Origin of the sequence: Stenotrophomonas maltophilia group sp. RY12688, assembly GCF_052149045.1 — a bacterium.
Classification (GTDB): Bacteria; Pseudomonadota; Gammaproteobacteria; order Xanthomonadales; family Xanthomonadaceae; genus Stenotrophomonas; species Stenotrophomonas sepilia.
Window position 1 is genome coordinate 2,139,893 of record NZ_CP197389.1, and the last position, 15,892, is coordinate 2,155,784.

General features: G+C 66.7%; 20 protein-coding genes. 7 read left to right on the forward strand and 13 right to left on the reverse strand.

Annotated elements, in window-relative coordinates; all coding sequences use genetic code 11:
* Positions 1 to 207: 207 nt before the first annotated feature.
* The gene (locus tag ACS0OT_RS10080) at positions 208 to 564 is read left to right on the forward strand and encodes a hypothetical protein (protein WP_442256388.1); all 357 of its coding nucleotides are present in this window, start codon (positions 208 to 210) and stop codon (positions 562 to 564) included.
* Positions 565 to 1,035: a hypothetical protein gene (locus tag ACS0OT_RS10085; protein WP_442256390.1), complete on the forward strand. Its 471-nt coding sequence runs from the start codon at positions 565 to 567 to the stop codon at positions 1,033 to 1,035.
* Positions 1,036 to 1,096: 61 nt separating this feature from the next.
* On the opposite strand, the gene ACS0OT_RS10090 is transcribed toward ACS0OT_RS10085, so the two are convergent.
* The 9 genes from ACS0OT_RS10090 to ACS0OT_RS10130 form a co-directional block, all read right to left on the reverse strand.
* Positions 1,097 to 1,765: a nucleotidyltransferase family protein gene (locus ACS0OT_RS10090; RefSeq protein ID WP_442256392.1), complete on the reverse strand. Its 669-nt coding sequence runs from the start codon at positions 1,763 to 1,765 to the stop codon at positions 1,097 to 1,099.
* Positions 1,741 to 2,802, reverse strand: a complete 1,062-nt coding sequence (locus tag ACS0OT_RS10095) for an XdhC family protein (RefSeq protein ID WP_442256394.1) — start codon at positions 2,800 to 2,802, stop codon at positions 1,741 to 1,743. The genes ACS0OT_RS10090 and ACS0OT_RS10095 overlap by 25 nt, the downstream gene beginning before the upstream one ends.
* Before the next feature lie 9 nt (positions 2,803 to 2,811).
* Positions 2,812 to 5,016 (reverse strand): aldehyde oxidoreductase molybdenum-binding subunit PaoC, encoded by a 2,205-nt coding sequence (paoC, locus tag ACS0OT_RS10100; RefSeq protein WP_442256396.1) that lies wholly within the window; start codon positions 5,014 to 5,016, stop codon positions 2,812 to 2,814.
* Positions 5,016 to 5,966, reverse strand: a complete 951-nt coding sequence (locus ACS0OT_RS10105) for an FAD binding domain-containing protein (RefSeq protein WP_139727106.1) — start codon at positions 5,964 to 5,966, stop codon at positions 5,016 to 5,018. The genes paoC and ACS0OT_RS10105 overlap by 1 nt, the downstream gene beginning before the upstream one ends.
* Positions 5,963 to 6,610 carry an aldehyde dehydrogenase iron-sulfur subunit PaoA gene (gene paoA / locus ACS0OT_RS10110; RefSeq protein ID WP_188238594.1) on the reverse strand — a complete coding sequence of 216 codons (648 nt, stop codon included), beginning with the start codon at positions 6,608 to 6,610 and terminating at the stop codon, positions 5,963 to 5,965. Before paoA ends, ACS0OT_RS10105 begins: the two co-directional genes overlap by 4 nt.
* Positions 6,611 to 6,919: 309 nt before the next feature.
* Complete coding sequence (locus tag ACS0OT_RS10115) at positions 6,920 to 7,435, reverse strand: Ohr family peroxiredoxin (protein ID WP_065186733.1); 516 nt, start codon at positions 7,433 to 7,435, stop codon at positions 6,920 to 6,922.
* Between the two features lie 47 nt (positions 7,436 to 7,482).
* Complete coding sequence (locus tag ACS0OT_RS10120; RefSeq protein WP_329843740.1) at positions 7,483 to 8,250, reverse strand: SDR family oxidoreductase; 768 nt, start codon at positions 8,248 to 8,250, stop codon at positions 7,483 to 7,485.
* Positions 8,251 to 8,377: 127 nt separating this feature from the next.
* Complete coding sequence (locus tag ACS0OT_RS10125) at positions 8,378 to 9,409, reverse strand: LysR family transcriptional regulator (RefSeq protein ID WP_134729277.1); 1,032 nt, start codon at positions 9,407 to 9,409, stop codon at positions 8,378 to 8,380.
* Positions 9,406 to 9,714: a sigma factor-like helix-turn-helix DNA-binding protein gene (locus tag ACS0OT_RS10130; protein WP_329843741.1), complete on the reverse strand. Its 309-nt coding sequence runs from the start codon at positions 9,712 to 9,714 to the stop codon at positions 9,406 to 9,408. The genes ACS0OT_RS10125 and ACS0OT_RS10130 overlap by 4 nt, the downstream gene beginning before the upstream one ends.
* Before the next feature lie 89 nt (positions 9,715 to 9,803).
* On the opposite strand from ACS0OT_RS10130, the gene ACS0OT_RS10135 reads away from it, so the two are divergent.
* From ACS0OT_RS10135 to ACS0OT_RS10145, 3 genes are all read left to right on the forward strand, one after another.
* Entirely contained in the window at positions 9,804 to 10,283 is a 480-nt protein-coding gene (locus tag ACS0OT_RS10135; protein WP_164093111.1) for a carboxymuconolactone decarboxylase family protein, read from the forward strand.
* Between the two features lie 54 nt (positions 10,284 to 10,337).
* Positions 10,338 to 10,742, forward strand: coding sequence for a cupin domain-containing protein (locus ACS0OT_RS10140; RefSeq protein ID WP_329953354.1), 405 nt, complete (start codon positions 10,338 to 10,340; stop codon positions 10,740 to 10,742).
* Positions 10,743 to 10,817: 75 nt separating this feature from the next.
* Entirely contained in the window at positions 10,818 to 11,699 is an 882-nt protein-coding gene (locus tag ACS0OT_RS10145; RefSeq protein ID WP_442256400.1) for an RNA polymerase sigma-70 factor, read from the forward strand.
* Positions 11,700 to 11,811: 112 nt separating this feature from the next.
* On the opposite strand, the gene ACS0OT_RS10150 is transcribed toward ACS0OT_RS10145, so the two are convergent.
* Positions 11,812 to 12,732 (reverse strand): MBL fold metallo-hydrolase, encoded by a 921-nt coding sequence (locus ACS0OT_RS10150; RefSeq protein ID WP_164230081.1) that lies wholly within the window; start codon positions 12,730 to 12,732, stop codon positions 11,812 to 11,814.
* A gap of 481 nt (positions 12,733 to 13,213) precedes the next feature.
* On the opposite strand from ACS0OT_RS10150, the gene ACS0OT_RS10155 reads away from it, so the two are divergent.
* Both ACS0OT_RS10155 and ACS0OT_RS10160 read left to right on the forward strand, forming a co-directional pair.
* Positions 13,214 to 14,167, forward strand: coding sequence for an alpha/beta fold hydrolase (locus tag ACS0OT_RS10155; protein WP_005416558.1), 954 nt, complete (start codon positions 13,214 to 13,216; stop codon positions 14,165 to 14,167).
* A gap of 237 nt (positions 14,168 to 14,404) precedes the next feature.
* Complete coding sequence (locus ACS0OT_RS10160; protein ID WP_061478249.1) at positions 14,405 to 14,716, forward strand: hypothetical protein; 312 nt, start codon at positions 14,405 to 14,407, stop codon at positions 14,714 to 14,716.
* A gap of 43 nt (positions 14,717 to 14,759) precedes the next feature.
* On the opposite strand, the gene ACS0OT_RS10165 is transcribed toward ACS0OT_RS10160, so the two are convergent.
* The 3 genes from ACS0OT_RS10165 to ACS0OT_RS10175 form a co-directional block, all read right to left on the reverse strand.
* Positions 14,760 to 15,041 (reverse strand): hypothetical protein, encoded by a 282-nt coding sequence (locus ACS0OT_RS10165; protein ID WP_005416560.1) that lies wholly within the window; start codon positions 15,039 to 15,041, stop codon positions 14,760 to 14,762.
* Positions 15,042 to 15,322: 281 nt separating this feature from the next.
* Positions 15,323 to 15,592 (reverse strand): hypothetical protein, encoded by a 270-nt coding sequence (locus ACS0OT_RS10170; RefSeq protein WP_065196287.1) that lies wholly within the window; start codon positions 15,590 to 15,592, stop codon positions 15,323 to 15,325.
* Between the two features lie 56 nt (positions 15,593 to 15,648).
* The gene (locus tag ACS0OT_RS10175) at positions 15,649 to 15,864 is read right to left on the reverse strand and encodes a hypothetical protein (RefSeq protein ID WP_139727110.1); all 216 of its coding nucleotides are present in this window, start codon (positions 15,862 to 15,864) and stop codon (positions 15,649 to 15,651) included.
* Positions 15,865 to 15,892: the final 28 nt, after the last annotated feature.

Sequence of the window (15,892 nt, forward strand, 5' to 3'; positions counted from 1 at the left end):
GAAATCCTCGGTTCTGCAATCGTAAAAAGCGCTTGCCAGTCGGCACCACCGCCGCGTGGTGCCGACTGGCAATCCGTCAGCCGGCTATGGCGGGCGGTGCGTGGAGGCCTGGTGCCTGCCGGTCTGATTGCACACCGGATTTCGAGCCACGCATCGTCCGCCACCTTTATCGGTGGCGGCTTCTGCATGCACGCAAGGAGCCCAGCCATGACCCAGCCCCACTCCCCTGCCCCGCACCCCATCCACGACGCGCCTGCGAATGGCCCTGCGCTCGACCCGAACACCCTCATCGCCCTGCTGCACAGCATCGGCTCCGGCGCCGCCTCCGATGGTCAGCCCTGGCCGGAGCGCCACCAGATGCCGGGCCGACGCGTCGCCTTGGCGGATACCGATTGCTCGCTGGCCGGGCTTCGCGTGGTCCTGGAGATTCTGCTGGCCGCGCAGCGCGCCCGCGAAAATGGCGAGCTGGAGCAGTACGTTGGCCCGCGCGTGATGGAGGGGCTGATCATGGCCGGAATCGGCCTTACCGCACACGCCAGTACCCGACTGCACCCGGAGGGCTGAGTGGCGTGGTGCCGCTGGGCGGCCAACGCGCTCTGTCTTGTGGTGGTGGTTGCGGCACAGGCGCTGTGGCAGGCGCCGCCGGTGCCCTCGCCTGTCGCGTTCCAAAGCATCAACGATGATCGATTCTCACAACTGCGCCGCCAAGCCGTTCAGTTCGTGGAGGCTCGGCCACGACAGGGCTTCCAGTTCGTCGAGCGGCATCGAGATGCCGAGTTCCAGGTTCATTGCCGAGGCATACCCGTGCTGTGGCTGGAGAGGCGCCCGCAACTTCTGCTGTTGCAGGTCTCACTGGACGCGAAGCTGCGGGCGCCTGCCGTTGTGCGGTTGCGGGCGCTCCTCCAATGGCAGTTGGAGCCGTTGGATTACCTGGAGCAGGTACTGGCTGGCGTGCCGGAACCTGTTCTGTTGGATCGGTTGCTGCAGATTCTTGCCAGTGATGTGCCTGATGGGGCGCGATGTGGCGTGCCGTAGTCGAGCGTGGCTCGACTCTACAGGGCTGCGGGCAGCGAGGGTTCGGGCTCCGGCTCTGCCGCTAGTCATCTGCTTGACGGGCGTTGGCACCGTGATCGTGCGACTCGACCTGGGCATCGATCCAGCCCGCATCGCGCGCACGCGCAAGATCTTCTGGCGTATCGATATCCAGGCCCAGTTCCGGTGCCTGTAGGACATGCGCCGTATCGACAGGAAGTTGCCGCAGGCGCGCTCCAAAGCCGCGGTCACCGGTTGCACCGACGTGGGCGAACCAGGCACGCGGCACAACTGCAGGAATGCCAAGCGCGTCTCCATGATGGGTACCCGCGCACCCTGACGCCGAGACGCGGGCACCCGAAAGCAGCGCCTGCAGATGGGAGCGCTCGATTGCGGGCTGGTCGCATGCCACGACCATCACCGCAGTCACCGTGGGCAGCAGGTGTGCGCCGGCAACCTGCAGGCTGCTCGCCAGGCCGCGTTCCCAGTGGGGGTTGGTTACCGGTGTGGCATCCAGCCCGGCAATGCTGGATGTCACGGCCTGTGCGTTCGCGCCCACCACGACCAGTACCTGCGCTGGCGCGACCTCGCGCGCCAACCGCACCACGCGATGTACCAGGGTCTCGCCCTGCCGGGTCAGAAGCTGCTTGGGCTGGCCGAGCCGGGTGCTCCCGCCCGCAGCCAGCACGACGACCGCATGCGCGCCAGTCACGTGCCGTGCGCGCTTCGCCATTGCTGCAGCTGCGCGGCGATGCTGAGCGAAATCGCCTCTGGCCCTCGGCCGCCGATGCTCAGGCCGACCGGTGACCGAAGTCTCGGGGACAGGCGGTGGCGCTGTTCCGGTGTCAGCAGCTTGAACAGGTCCTCGCGCCTTCGCCGCGGCCCCAGCAGTCCAATGAACGCGACGTTGGTATCAGCCAGGGCCACCAGCGCCTCCCGGTCCAGTTCGAAATCGTGATGCATCACCAGTGCCGCGTCGCAACGGTCGCGATGAAGGGCATCGGCCGGGCTGGTCTGAAGATGCGCATCCGCGCACTGCCCGGCTGAGGCCCAGCGCGATCGCCGTTCGGCCACGCTGACCCGCCACCCCAGGCCGCGCAGCAACGGAACCAGGAAGGGCGTTTCGGGGCCGCCCCCCAACACCAGGGCCCGCGGAAGCCGGAGCAACGGCAAACGCCACGCACCCTCGCCAAAGGGCTGCGTACCCTCCATCGGATGCAGCTGCCACGCCTGCTCGTGATTGCCGGCACGGAAAACGACCTGCCCCGACGTGCGCAGGTCGCGCTGGAGTGACACGCCATCGCGGAGCCAGGCCTCGATGACATCGTCGATGCCTGCCATGGCACGCAATGGCAGGAGCGCAATCCGCAGCCGGCCGCGGCACCCGAGGGCGGACCCACTCAACAGGTCGTCGTCACTGCGGGTGTCGATTTCGATCCAGTCGACCTGCCCTGCCGCGCTCACCTGCTCCGCGCGTCGCGCGAGCTCGGGCTCCAGGCATCCGCCGCTCAGCCAGCCGACCTGGCTGCCGTTGCAGAACAGCAGCATGTCGCCGGCACCGGCGTAGGTGGAGCCATCGGTTTCCAGCACCAGCGCGAGCACGGCGTGCTCGCCCGCGCGCACGCGCGTCAAGGCCGTCTCGAGTACGCCGCGCGGGCTGCCTTCGGCGAGGAAGCCCGGCGCTGCCGACAGGTGCTCGGCAAGATCGCAGGGCTCCCCTCCGCCTGCGGCGGAGGCCTCCAGAGTGGGCGAGGCTGCGGGACGGTCCATGCGCAAGAGTCAGCCCACCTCGGGCAAGCCGGGCAGCAGCTTGTCCAGGGTGATGGGATAGTCGCGCACGCGCACGCCGGTTGCGTTGTAGACCGCATTGGCGATCGCGGCGCCGACCCCACAGATGCCCAGTTCACCTACACCCTTGGCCTTCATCGGCGAGATCACCGGATCCAGCGTGTCGAGGAAGACCACTTCCTGGTACGGGATGTCGGCATGCACGGGAACCTCGTAGCCGGCCAGGTCGTGGTTGATGAACAAGCCAAGCCGTTTGTCGACCACCAGCTCCTCCATGAGGGTCGCGCCCGCACCCATCACCATCCCGCCGATGACCTGGCTGCGTGCGGAGAGCGGATTGAGGATCCGGCCGCCATCGCATACGGCAAGCATGCGGCGGATGCGCGTCTCTCCAGTGTAGGCATGCACGGCAACCTCGCAGAAATGCCCTGCATAGGTGCCGACGTCGTAGCCTTGCTTGAAGTCGCCGAAGGCAATGCCGTCCTCCGCCGACAGTGTCCCCGCCTCTGCCAGCTTGATCGTCCGCCCACCCGCCTGGATGCGGCCATTGGCGAAGTCTGCGGTGTCGCCGTCGAAGCCCAGTTTCTCGCCCACCTTGCGGCGCAGGCTGACGCACGCCGCGTACACGCCTGCGGTGGAGCTTGCCGCGCCCCACTGGCCGCCGGAACCAGCGGAGGCGGGATGACGGGAGTCGCCGAGGGTCACCTGGACCCGCTCCAGCGGCACGCCCATGGTCTCGGCTGCCGTCTGCGCGATGATCGTGTAGGAGCCGGTGCCGATGTCGGTCATGTCGGTCTCGACAATCACCCCGCCCTGGCCGTCAAGCCGGACCCGCGCCGCCGACTTCATTGTCGGTGCGCCGCGATAGCCCGCAGACACGCCCATGCCGACCAGCCAGTCCCCTTCCCTGACCTGCGCCGGCCTGGGGTTGCGCTTGTTCCAGTTGAAGCGCTCCGCTCCTTCGCGCAGGCAGCGCACCAGGTTGCGGTCGGAGAACTTCTTGGACGGATCGCCGGGTACCACCTCGGGCTCGTTGAGGATGCGGAACGCGATCGGGTCGAGGCCCAGCTTCTCGGCCATTTCGTCCATCGCCACTTCCAGCGCCATGTGGCCCGGTGCTTCGCCCGGTGCGCGCATCGCATTGCCTTCGGGCATGTCGAGCGTGGCGATGTAATTGGCCACCAGGCGGTTGGCGCCTGCATAGAGCTTGGGCGTCTGCAGGGTACCGTTCTCGCCGTCCTCGCCGTTGATGTTGCCCGACCAGTTCTCGTGGGCGATGGCGGAGATCCGGCCATCCTTTGCGCAGCCGATCCGCACGCGCTGGAGGGTGGCGTGCCGGTGCGTGGTGTTGTTGGGCATCAGCGGGCGTTGCAGCGCGATCTTCACCGGCCGCCCGACCTGCTTGGCCGCCAGCGCGGCCAGCACCGCGTCGGCACGGATGAACAGCTTGCCGCCGAAGCCGCCGCCGATATAGGGCGAGTCCACGCGCACCTTGGCAGGATCGATGCCGAGGATCGCCGCCATGCCCTGCCTGGCCCAGTCGATCATCTGGTTCGCCGTCCACAGCGTGAGCGTGTCACCCTCCCAGGCGGCGATGGTGGCGTGCGGCTCCATCATCGAATGACTTTCGTCGGAGGTGTGGTAAGTCTCGTCGAGCTTGACCGCGGCGCTCGCGTAGGCAGTGTCGAAATCGCCCAGCGCCTGCCGGTCGGGCTTGCCGTCACGCCCCTTTGCCAGCGGCGCGGACGGTGCCAGAGCCGGGAAATCGAAGCGGCCCTTGCTGCGCTCGTAGCGGGTGCGGATCAGCGCCGCGGCGGCGCGGGCCTGCTCGAAGGTCTCTGCCACCACGCAGGCGATGGCCTGGTGGTAGTGGGCCACCTCGGCTCCGCCGAACAACGGTGCATTGTTCCAGTTCGATTTGCCGACCGGCTTGGTTTCCGGTGCGGCGATGACCGCCAGTACGCCGGGCGCGGCACGTGCGCGGGAGGCATCCATCGAAATGATGCGCCCCTTGCCGATGCCCGCACCGACGATGTAGCCGTAGGCTTGGTTCGGCGCCACGTCATGGCGCTCGTAGGCATAGGGGGCGGTACCGGTGGTCTTGCGTGGACCGTCGATGCGCGGCGTCGACTTGCCGACGACCTTGGCCTTGTCGAACAGGTTGTCGCCGGCGGGGGCGTTGAATTCAAGGGGCATCAGCGCTCTCCTTCCACCAGCACCGCCGCGAGGGTGCGCTCGGCGAGCGCGATCTTGAACGCGTTCTCCCGCGTCGGACGGGCACCGGCGAACACCTGCCGGGCCGCGGCCTTTACGCCGTCGCGCAGCAGCGGTTCGGCTGCCTCGACGCGCCACGGCTTCGGCGCAACTCCACCGAAGGCGAACCGCGCCGAGCCGTCACGCTGCACGACCGCGGCGACCGACACCAGTGCGAACGCATAGGACGCGCGGTCACGCACCTTGTGGTACACGTGCCGACCGCCCAGGGGCTTCGGCAGCGTGACGTGGGTGATCAGCTCACCGCGCTGCAGCACGTTGTCCTGCTGCGGCTTGTCGCCGGGGGAACGATGGAAATCGGCAATCGGGATGCTGCGCGTACTGCCGTCACCCCTGACGGTCTGGATCGAGGCGTCCAGCACCCGCAGGGCCACCGCCAAGTCGCCCGGATAGGTGGCGATGCAGCTGTCCGAAGTGCCGATCACGCCCATCTGCCGGGAGAACCCCTCGAGTGCGCCGCAGCCGGATCCGGGCAGGCGCTTGTTGCAGGGCAGATTGGGGTCGTAGAAATACGGGCAGCGCGTGCGCTGCAGCAGGTTGCCGCCGGTGGTGGCTTTGTTGCGCAACTGCCCGGAGGCACCTGCCACGATCGCGCGGGTCAGCACCGCGTAGTCGCGGCGCACGCGCTCATGCGAGGCCAGTGCGGTATTGGTGACCAGCGTGCCGATGCGCAGGCCGCCTTCGTCGGTGGGTTCGATCCTGTCCAGGCCGATGTCCTGCACATCGACCAGGTGCGCTGGCGTCTCGACCTCCAGCTTCATCAGGTCGAGCAGATTGGTCCCTCCAGCCAGGAATTTCGCGCCCTCGGTACCGGCGACGGCCCTGGCGGCCTCGGCCGGGGATTTCGCGCGTTCGTAACTGAAGGCCCTCATGAGCGCCTCCCTGCAGAGGTCACGCCAGCGACCTCTGCCATCGCCTCGGCAATGTTGGAATAGGCGCCGCAACGGCAGAGGTTGCCGCTCATGCGTTCGCGCATTTCCATGTTGGTGGCCCGGGGGCGTGCGCTGACATCCGCCTGCACATGGCTGGGCACACCCCGCTTGATCTCGTCCAGTACCGCCACCGCCGAACAGATCTGCCCCGGCGTGCAATACCCGCACTGGTAGCCATCATGCTTGATGAAGGCGGCCTGCATCGGATGCAGGTCATCGGGGGTTCCGAGGCCTTCGATGGTGGTGATGGCATCGCCCTGGTGCTGCACCGCCAGGCTGAGGCAGGCATTGATGCGCTCACCGTTGACCAGCACGGTACAGGCACCGCATTGACCGTGATCGCAGCCCTTCTTGGTCCCGGTCAGCTTCAGATGTTCGCGCAGGGCATCGAGCAGCGTGGTCCGGGTGTCGAGTTCAAGCTCCCGCCGCTTGCCGTTGACGGTGAAGGCCACCGTGCTGATGACCGGCGGCCTGGGCGGCGGGGGCGCGGCCAGTTCGGCGGCGAGCGATGATGCCCCCGGTGCGGCGGACATTGCCACGGTCGTGACGCCGCCGGCGATCACCTGGCGACGCGTCAACTTCATTCCTTCATCACAACTTGGCACAGTGACCTCCTGGCGTTCGGGGAAACCCCGTGGCTGGATGGACGCGCTCACACTACCGAAGGGCCACTATGCCCATCTGCGGGGTACAGATCTGTGAAGTCGGCGAAATGTACGACCCGACCGAGGCAGGCAACCAGCCTGAGTGCCAGAAGAACATGTTGTAGCAAGTCCGAAGAAATCGACTGCATCCAGCCCTTTCAAAGACACCCGGACTCATTCCCAGCCTGCAGGCCAACTACGGCGGGCTTGTCTGAGTTGCCACTTCCCATGGTCGAGCATGGCTCGACTCTACAGAGGCGAAGCCTGCGGGCCGACCCGCACATGCACCGCATGGCTGACGCCACGATGGAACATCTTGGCGTATGGGCAGACGCGTTCGGTGTTGCGAACGAGTTCGCAGGCCAGGTTCTCATCCATGCCGGGAAGATGTACCACGATCTCGGCCGACAGCAGGTACAGCCCATCTGCTGGATCACGGGCGAAGGTGACCGCCACTTCGATGCTGGGGTTGTGCAGCAGCAGGCCGGCGCGCGCGGCCACCAGCACCATGGCGCCGTGGAAGCAGCCGGCATAGCCCGCAGCCAGCAGCTGCTCGGGATTGGCGCCGCCGCCAGGCCCGCCGAGCTCCGGCGGCAGGCGCAGGTCCACCGCCAGTGCACCGTCGTCCGATCGCACGACGCCGGACGCCCGCCCATGCTGGGCCTGGCCTCCGCTCACCCGCACGCGGCCGGTGTACAGCGGCTTCACGTCGTCGCCCTGGTAGCGGTCCAGCATGGCAGGCGAAGGCGGCTTCAGCTCGGTCATTGCACGGCTCCATCAAACGCAGCTGCGGCAGGCGATCGATTCGCCGCTCAGGCAGGCTGCCGCTGCAACAGACCGGACTGCTGCAGCCAGGCTTCGAAATCGACCTGCCCCAGCCACGCGTGTCCGACCGGCACCAGCGTGTCGATCTGCAGCGGCGCACCGAAGTACAGCGCCTCGGTATCCGCAACGACCTGCCGGGGATCACCCGTCAGTTGCAGATACCGCCTGGCCAGATCCGCCATCGCGCTGCGCTGCGGCCCGGCGATTTCCAGCACGCCATTGGCCGGCGGCCGCTGGGCGATGCGTGCCACCGCTTCGGCAACATCCTCGGCGGCAATCGGCTGCACGTCGGCGGCCGGCAGCCGCACGGCCCTACCGTCGCCGGCGGACTGGATGATGCCCGGCAGGAACTCGAAGAACTGCGTGGAATGGATGATGGTGTACGGTAGGCCCGAGTGGCGGATCAGCCGCTCCTGGGCGATCTTGCCGCGGAAGTAGCCACTGGCGGCAAGCTTGTCGGTGCCCACAACAGAAAGCGCGACATGGTGGCGCACGCCGGCACGGGTGGCGGCCGCAAGTATGTTGTGGCCGGCGGTCACGAAGAACGAAAGCACTGCTGCGTCTTCGAACGAGGGCGAGTTGGCCAGGTCCACCACCACGTCGACGCCGTCCATGGCGGCATCCAGGCCCTCACCGGTCAGCACATCCACCCCGGTGGAGGGCGCTGCCACCACGATCTCATGCCCGGCGACACGCAGGCGCTCCACCACCTTGCTGCCGATGCGGCCGGTACCACCGATGACGAGGAACTTCATTGCGTGTCTCCTGGAATATAGAGGGGCTACCGGCGTGTGGCCGGGCGCAGGCATCGTAGGTGGCGCGGGCGCGAGGGAGTAGGTCCGTGACCGGCTGCGCACTGTTGCCCGGCACGCACCAGTACGCTCAGGCCAAGGCAGGCTGTGCGCCTGGCTTCAGAGGGGTGGCCTGCTGGCGTGCTTCCCAGTGCGAGATCACATCCAGTTCGAGCGCGCGCACCCGCTGCGTGCTGAAGTCGATGAAGGCACGCACGCGCTTGGGCAGCTGGCGGCGGCTGAGGTAGCACAGGTAGTGGCCGCGATCGAGCGGCGCATGCCGATCCAGGCAGGTCACCACCCTGCCCGCCCACAGCGCTTCACGCACCTGATAGCTGGGCAGCTGGGCGATGCCCAGCCCGTCGATGACGGCCTGCAGGGCCAGGTCGGCATCGTTGAACACCAGTGCAGCAGGCGGCTGAAGGTGTACTTCGGCACCGTCGACACGGAATTCCCAGGGCTGCATGCGTCCGCCCGGCAGGCGCCGCCCGATGCAGGCATGCGTGGGCAGCGTGTCCACCGACGCGGGTAGGCCGTGCACTTGCGCGTACGCCGGTGATGCACATACGACCAGCTGCATCGGCACCAGCTGCTTGGCGATCACTTGGCTGTCTTCCAGTAGGCCGTCGCGAAACGCCACGTCGATGCGATCACCGGCCAGGTCGGGGGCCTGCTCGTCCAGCAGCAGCTCCACGGATACCTGCGGGTACTCGGCACGGAAGGCTGCCAGCAAGGGCGCAATCACCCGACGGCCGAAGCCGTGGCTGGCACTGATGCGCAGGTGCCCGCGCGGCGGGCCCTCGCGCAGGTCGCGCATTTCCTCCAGCGCCTGCAGGATGCAGGTCACGCCCGGGTTGCAGCCCTCGAGGAACAGCTCGCCTTCGCGGGTGAGCGTGGTCGAGCGCGTGGTGCGCAGGAACAACCGCACGCCCAGCTGGCTTTCCAGCTTCTGCACGCTGCGGCTGACGGCCGAGCGGCCGATGCCGAGGCGGTCGGCCGCGCGCGCGAAGCTGCCCTCGGACGCCACTGCAATGAAGGCCAGCACGCCGGCGTAGCTGGTGGAGAAGGACGCATTGAGCGCATCGTGGCCGTCGCTGGCCAGGCGGGGCGTTGCGGCGTTCATGGGTGGCCTGGCTCCAGGCGGGCACGTTGTGCGTGCAGGTGGCTCCGCGCCAGCGCCAACCGTTGCCTGCACGCGGCAAGATCGAGCCCCAGCAGGGGCTCGATGTCCTCGAATCCGGCACCCAGCACGTCGTGCAGCAACAGCACCGCACGTGCATCGGGCGGCAATTCGCGCAATGCGGCGAGGAAGGCCTGCCAGACCTGTTCGCTGGCAGGGCGCGATGCGGTGCGCAGGTGCGATGAGGTGTCCATGCCCGGCAGACGGCCGAGCATCGGCCGCTGTGACAGGACATTGGTGTCTTTCATGCAACAGCGTGCGTCCCGGCCCCCGCCTACCGGCATTGCGAATGCAGGCCTAGCCTCGCTGTGCCCTTCACACGCTACAGGAACACACCATGACCGCACGCCTGGATTACGCCGCGCAATCCCCCGAACTGTTCAAGAAGCTCGGCCTGTACTCGCATGCCGCCCACACCGCCTCGATCGAAGCGGCCATCATCGATCTGGTCAACATCCGTGCATCGCAGCTCAACGGCTGTGGCTTCTGCCTGGACATGCACGTGAAGGAGGCCACCCTGCGTGGTGAGCGCCCGCTGCGCCTGCATCACTTGGCGGCATGGCGTGAATCGACGCTGTTCAGCCCGCGCGAGCGCGCCTGCCTGGCCTGGACCGAAGTACTGACCCAGCTGCCGGCGCAGGGTGTGCCCGACGAGCTGTACGCGCGCGTGCGCGGCCAGCTGTCCGATCAGGAAATTGTCGACCTCACCCACGCGGTGATGGCGATCAACGCCTGGAACCGCGCCAACGTTGCCTTCCGTACCACGCCCGGCACCCTGGACGCAGTCTTTGGCCTGGACAAGGCCGGCCTGGCCTGATCCTTCCGCCGCTGCCCCATGCTGCGGCCCCCTTTACCGCTTTGGAGACCTGCCATGCGTCGTTCTGTTCTGGCCCTGCTTGCGCTGCTGCCACTGTGCGGCGGTGCCGCCACCCCGCCCTCTCCCGCGCCCCAGCCCTTGGTGCGCGAGGTGATGACCCGCGCCCTGCCGGAGCAGCCCGGCAAGGAAGCGCTGATCCTCACCGTGGAGTACCCGCCGGGTGGCGCCGATCCTGTCCACCGCCACGATGCCCATGGCTTCGTCTATGTCCTGGAAGGGCGGATCGTGATGGGTGTGGCCGACGGCAAGGAAGTCACCCTTGGCCCGGGCGAGGCCTTCCATGAGGGCCCGGCCGATCTGCACACCGTAGGTCGCAATGCAAGCGCTACCGAGCCGGCGAAGTTCGTGGTGTTCCTGATCAAGGACATCGGCAAGCCGGCGGTGCTGCCGCCGCACTGATCGCACGTCCGGCGCTGGCACCAACGACAGGTTCCCGGGTGTCACAATCCGGGGACCTGTCCCGTCTACGCTGGCATGGACGAATCCACTGCGCTGTTCTCACGCCTCCGCCCACGCCTGTTCGGCGTGGCCTACCGCATGCTTGGGTCTTCGCACGAAGCCGAAGACGTGGTGCAGGATGTCTGGCTGCGCTGGCATGGCACCGACCAGTCACAGATCGAGAATCCGGAAGCCTGGCTGGTGGCGACCACCACCCGTCGTGCCATTGATGGCCTGCGCTTGGCCCGGCATGCGCGCGAACACTATGTGGGCATGTGGTTGCCCGAGCCGCTGCTGACCGATGACGCCGCCACGCCCGAGTACGTGCTGGAAACCGCCAGCGATCTGTCGGTCGCCTTCCTCAGTGTGCTGGAACGGTTGGCCCCGGATGCGCGTGCGGCTTTCCTGCTGCACGATGTGTTCGATCAGGATTACGCGGTGGTCGCGCGTACCCTGGACAAGACAGAGGCCGCCTGCCGGCAGATCGTGCATCGCGCGCGCCAGCAGCTCAGGCAGGAGCGCCCGCGCTACAACGTCCCGCAGGACGTGCACCAGAAACTGCTGCGCCGCTTCGCCGAGGCTGCATCCAGTGGCGATTTCCGCACGATGAAGGCCTTGATGGCCGAATCGGCCGAGCTGGTGGGTGACGGCGGCGGTATCGTCACCAGCTTCCCCGGGCCGATGGTCGGGGGTGCACGCATTGCCCAGCTGCTGTATGCCCCGCACCTGCGGCGCAGCGCGCAGTTGCGGATGGTGCCGGCCATGCTCAACGGACGGCTGGGACTGCTGCGCTATTTCGACGATGAACTGGAGGCGGCGATGGCCTTCGAGACCGATGGCGAACGGATCACGCAGATCCTGGTGCAGCGCAATCCGCACAAGCTGCAGCGGTTGGCTCGCCCGACCGCCATCCAGTAGTTCCACGCCAGCTAGGGATAGCGTCCGTTGTCGGCCGCCCTTGCGGGATTCGAGCGGGGCGCCGATGCGCCCCGTCGAAAACCCTTGCTTGCGCTGTATCCGCAGGATCCGATCAGAAGTCCCAGAACACCGGCACCCAGCGGAACGTCTCGCCGTCCAGCGACACCCGGCCCACTGACGGGAACGGAAGATGCGTGGCCACCAGCAGTTCGCCGGTGCCGGCCAGGTCCTTCAGCAGAGCGACGCGAACGCGTGCGGATTCCTCCGGATCGTGCTCAAAACCGTTGTGCCAGTTCGGCTGGTCGAAGCCGACCGCGAACACCGCGTCACCGGCAAAGGTCAGGGCCTGCCCCGCGGACGCTACGCGCACCACGCAGTGGCCCGGGGTATGCCCACCGGTACGGCGGGCCGTCACGCCCGGCGCGATCTGCTGTTCGTCCTGGAAGGTGTGCACATAGCTGCTGTACTCGGCCCAGAAGTGCTTGGCCGTGGCGCGCAGTGCATCGGGGAAGCCCTGCGGCATGTTGGTACGGCTGAAGTCCGGCGACTTCCAGAACTCCACTTCCGCGGCTGCGACGTGGATTTTCAGGTCCGGGCGCAGCCGTTCCTTTACGCCTTCAACCAGCAGGCCGCCGACGTGGTCCATGTGCATGTGGGTAATCACCACGTCGGTGATTTCGCCCAGGTTGATGCCGGCGGCACCGAGGCGGCGGATCAGCTGGCCGGCGCGCGGCAGCTGCAGGTCCGGGTCCATGCCCAGGCCGGCATCGATGAGGATGGTGCGATCACCGCTGTGCACCACCATCACGTTCAATGCCCAGTCGAAGGCATCCTGGGGCAGGTACATCTCTTCGAACCATTCGGCACGGTCGGCGGCCGGCACGTTGTGGCCGAGCATCTGGGTGGGCAACGGCAGGACGCCATCGCTGATCACCAGCACCTCGACGTCGCCCACTTTCAGGGCGTAGCGCGAGGGCACCAGTTCATCGAGGGCGGGAGCAATGGGCGCGGCGGTGTTTTCCATACTGAACATGAGGGATCTCCACGAAGAGCCATTTGGCGGGCAGCAATGCAAGGCTGGCGCGAACGAATCCGGGCGCTTGCCCATGGCGCAGGCAGTGGCAATGCCAGGGCACGGTTGCCTGGCAGGCCAGCGCTGCGGAGTTCATGGGAAGACGGGCCACTGCGCGGGCAATGGGCCCGGAACACGGCAGGTGCCGTGTGGGATCAGCCTAGGCAGCACGCCGCAGGTGCGGTAGCGCCGTGAAGGGGTACGTCATGTTGCGTTCCGGGAAGCAATGCGGAACCGGCTGCAATGCCACCATTGCAAGCGCCTCTGGCTCGTTCGGTAGTGCGCAGGCCCAGGTCAGGCAGCTTCGGATGATCATCCAGTCGACCCCACTGTGGGTCCGCGCAATCAGGACGATCTATCAAGAAATTCGGACTTGTCATATCCCAGATGCCTGATCGCTGGCGCAAAGTACGTCTCACCACCCACCCATGAGAGTTCCCGCATGAACACCTTCGCCCGTACCCTGGCCGTTGCCACCCTCGCCCTCTCGGTCCAGGCCGGCCTGTCCGCGCAGGCTGCCGAACCGGCCACGCCGGCGGCAGTCACCAGCATCGCGCGCACCGCCAGCTACATCACTACCGCCGATGGCGTGCAGCTGTACTACAAGGACTGGGGCCCGAAGAACGGCCCGGTCGTGACCTTCAGCCACGGCTGGCCGTTGAACTCGGACAGCTGGGAATCGCAGATGATCTTCCTGGCCAACCACGGCTACCGCGTCATTGCCCATGACCGTCGCGGCCACGGCCGTTCCAGCCAGCCGTGGGATGGCAACGACATGGATCACTACGCTGATGACCTGGCCACGGTGATCAATACGCTGGACCTGCACGATGTGACCCTGGTGGGCTTCTCCACCGGTGGCGGCGAAGTGGCGCGCTACATCGGCCGGCATGGCACCGGGCGGGTGAAGAAGGCCGTGCTGATCAGCTCGGTACCGCCCTTCATGCTGAAGACCGCCGACAACCCGAACGGCCTGCCGATCGAAGTGTTCGATGGCATCCGCAAGGCACAGATGGATAACCGCGCGCAGCTGTACAAGGACATTCCGTCGGGCCCGTTCTATGGCTTCAACCGCCCGGGCGCGAAGGTGTCGCAGGGGCTGATCGATGCGTGGTGGGCACAGGGCATGCAGGGCGGCCACAAGAACACCTACGACTCGATCGCTGCGTTCTCGGCCACCGATTTCCGCGCAGACCTGAAGAAATTCGATGTGCCCACCCTGGTCATCCACGGTGACGACGACCAGATCGTGCCGATCGATATCTCAGGCCGCCAATCGGCGAAGCTCATCAAGGGCGCAAAGCTGATTGTCTACCCGGGTGCGCCGCACGGCCTGACCGACACCCACAAGGACAAGGTCAACCAGGATCTGCTGGCGTTCCTGCAGGAAAAGTGAGTGTACGGGGCTCCGTCGTGACGGCGGAGCCCTTCCTGCCCAGAGGCAGGGCCGGCACCGGACGAGCGCCGGCTGCCACGTCAGTGCACGATTGCGGCCGTGGGATTTCAGGCCAGTCATGGCGCGCGGTGTGCACCTTGATGAAGGGTTAACCTCCAACAAAGCACACTGCGCTCTCACGGCTCTTCTCCGGCGCAGAATCCTTTGCTCCCGTGTCCAGCCCCAGACGACACGGCCATGCATCCTCCCAATGCCTTCCGGATCCACGCGATCCAGCCCCTTCTTGCGCGCAATGGCGCCATCGTTCGCCTCGATCAGTTGCGATCGACCTGCAAGAGCTGCGGCTTGCGCTCATCAATGACTCAGGACGAGGGCCTCAAGACGAGTCCATTGGGCACGACGCTCACGTGCCCCGCGTGCGGTGCCACGGGGCTGATGGACGAGGTGGAGATATGGCACCACTGGCTCGAACAGTGCCGGCGGGAACGGATGCTGGCGCTCTTCGATCCCGCACCTGACGAACCTCTGGAGCCTGATGGCCCCGAATGAGAGCGACACATGGACTGTCCGGCCGGCGCCCCAGCGCCGCGCCTCAACCGTCGCCGGGGTGACGCCCTGCCAGGCTACCCATCGTGAAGGCGTAGCCCGCCTCCTCCAGCAGCGCTCTCATGCGCAGCTCCACACGCCGGGGGGAAAGCAGGCTGTTGGGCGCGTACAGGGCATAGACGTAGCCTGCGCCGTCGATGATCTCGCGGCGCACGGCGCACTCATTGGATTCGGCAGCCTCGGACCAGACGGACATCAACCTGGCGGGACTGATGGATTGGCCGTTGCGAAGACGGAAGAACAGCCAGCGCACTCCCAGGGAACGCACCGGATTCAACCTAGCCACTGCGAACCCCCGATGCGCCGGAAAAGGTCCCTCAGGACCTCTGGATCCAAGCGTGGATGCTCGTCTTTCGAAGAGCGCGGAAGGTCGATACGTGCGGCGCCGTTCACCAGCGTGGGCAGATCGGACTGAAGGTCGATCCACCACCCCGTGGGCAGCCGGAGCCCCGTGCCCGTTCTATCGTAGATGCAGATCGGAAAAGTCATGGCGTTGCTCCTGGATGACCCGAGCATACGCCTGCGCGATGTCAGGTCTGGATGCGACGCCTAGGAAGATGCCGCATCGACGCGCTTTGCGCATTCGAATACGTGTGCTTCGTCCTGCTGGACCCTGCGGAACGACTCCAGCCAGCCGAACGCTGCGCCACGATTGTGAATCGTTTCGCCAAGCCTTCCGGTCAGGCACCGTGCGCACTCCATCCCGCCAGGACTGGGCGCATCGCAGCAACGGCATTGCGCCATCGTCGTCGTTCTCTCCGGGCGGCACTGGTACATGATCTTGGTCATCAGGCTGATCGCCTGGCTTTGCGAGGACATGCGCGCTCCCTGTCTGCTGCGGAAGCAGCCGCGCGGCGCGCGGCTCCTCCTGTTCCTCAGCGGCGGGTATCGCCGCCGAGACCGCCCTTCTTTTCATCCGCTGGCTTCGGGCTCTCGATATCCTTGTTGTCCTGCTGCTGTTGCTGTCCTTGCTTGCCGGGCTCCTCCCCGCCGGGTTCGCCCCCCTCGCCCCGCCCCTGCGGTGCAGGCTGCTCTGCTTCAGCGGACGCGTTGGAGCGGTCATTCCTGTTCTGTTCGGGGACGCTGTTCATTTCGATTCTCCGCCGCAGCAAGTCTGCT

What these genes read in the sequence shown, in the direction of transcription:
- ACS0OT_RS10155 (WP_005416558.1), top strand. Translation starts at nt 13,214, where the DNA reads ATGAACACCTTCGCCCGTACCCTGGCCGTTGCCACCCTCGCCCTCTCG.
- ACS0OT_RS10115 (WP_065186733.1), bottom strand. Translation starts at nt 7,435, where the DNA reads ATGACCGAGCTGAAGCCGCCTTCGCCTGCCATGCTGGACCGCTACCAG.
- ACS0OT_RS10145 (WP_442256400.1), top strand. Translation starts at nt 10,818, where the DNA reads ATGGACGAATCCACTGCGCTGTTCTCACGCCTCCGCCCACGCCTGTTC.
- ACS0OT_RS10160 (WP_061478249.1), top strand. Translation starts at nt 14,405, where the DNA reads ATGCATCCTCCCAATGCCTTCCGGATCCACGCGATCCAGCCCCTTCTT.
- ACS0OT_RS10080 (WP_442256388.1), top strand. Translation starts at nt 208, where the DNA reads ATGACCCAGCCCCACTCCCCTGCCCCGCACCCCATCCACGACGCGCCT.
- ACS0OT_RS10135 (WP_164093111.1), top strand. Translation starts at nt 9,804, where the DNA reads ATGACCGCACGCCTGGATTACGCCGCGCAATCCCCCGAACTGTTCAAG.
- ACS0OT_RS10090 (WP_442256392.1), bottom strand. Translation starts at nt 1,765, where the DNA reads ATGGCGAAGCGCGCACGGCACGTGACTGGCGCGCATGCGGTCGTCGTG.
- ACS0OT_RS10170 (WP_065196287.1), bottom strand. Translation starts at nt 15,592, where the DNA reads ATGTCCTCGCAAAGCCAGGCGATCAGCCTGATGACCAAGATCATGTAC.
- ACS0OT_RS10105 (WP_139727106.1), bottom strand. Translation starts at nt 5,966, where the DNA reads ATGAGGGCCTTCAGTTACGAACGCGCGAAATCCCCGGCCGAGGCCGCC.
- paoA (WP_188238594.1), bottom strand. Translation starts at nt 6,610, where the DNA reads ATGAAGTTGACGCGTCGCCAGGTGATCGCCGGCGGCGTCACGACCGTG.
- ACS0OT_RS10175 (WP_139727110.1), bottom strand. Translation starts at nt 15,864, where the DNA reads ATGAACAGCGTCCCCGAACAGAACAGGAATGACCGCTCCAACGCGTCC.
- ACS0OT_RS10150 (WP_164230081.1), bottom strand. Translation starts at nt 12,732, where the DNA reads ATGTTCAGTATGGAAAACACCGCCGCGCCCATTGCTCCCGCCCTCGAT.
- ACS0OT_RS10130 (WP_329843741.1), bottom strand. Translation starts at nt 9,714, where the DNA reads ATGAAAGACACCAATGTCCTGTCACAGCGGCCGATGCTCGGCCGTCTG.
- ACS0OT_RS10140 (WP_329953354.1), top strand. Translation starts at nt 10,338, where the DNA reads ATGCGTCGTTCTGTTCTGGCCCTGCTTGCGCTGCTGCCACTGTGCGGC.
- ACS0OT_RS10120 (WP_329843740.1), bottom strand. Translation starts at nt 8,250, where the DNA reads ATGAAGTTCCTCGTCATCGGTGGTACCGGCCGCATCGGCAGCAAGGTG.
- ACS0OT_RS10095 (WP_442256394.1), bottom strand. Translation starts at nt 2,802, where the DNA reads ATGGACCGTCCCGCAGCCTCGCCCACTCTGGAGGCCTCCGCCGCAGGC.
- ACS0OT_RS10125 (WP_134729277.1), bottom strand. Translation starts at nt 9,409, where the DNA reads ATGAACGCCGCAACGCCCCGCCTGGCCAGCGACGGCCACGATGCGCTC.
- paoC (WP_442256396.1), bottom strand. Translation starts at nt 5,016, where the DNA reads ATGCCCCTTGAATTCAACGCCCCCGCCGGCGACAACCTGTTCGACAAG.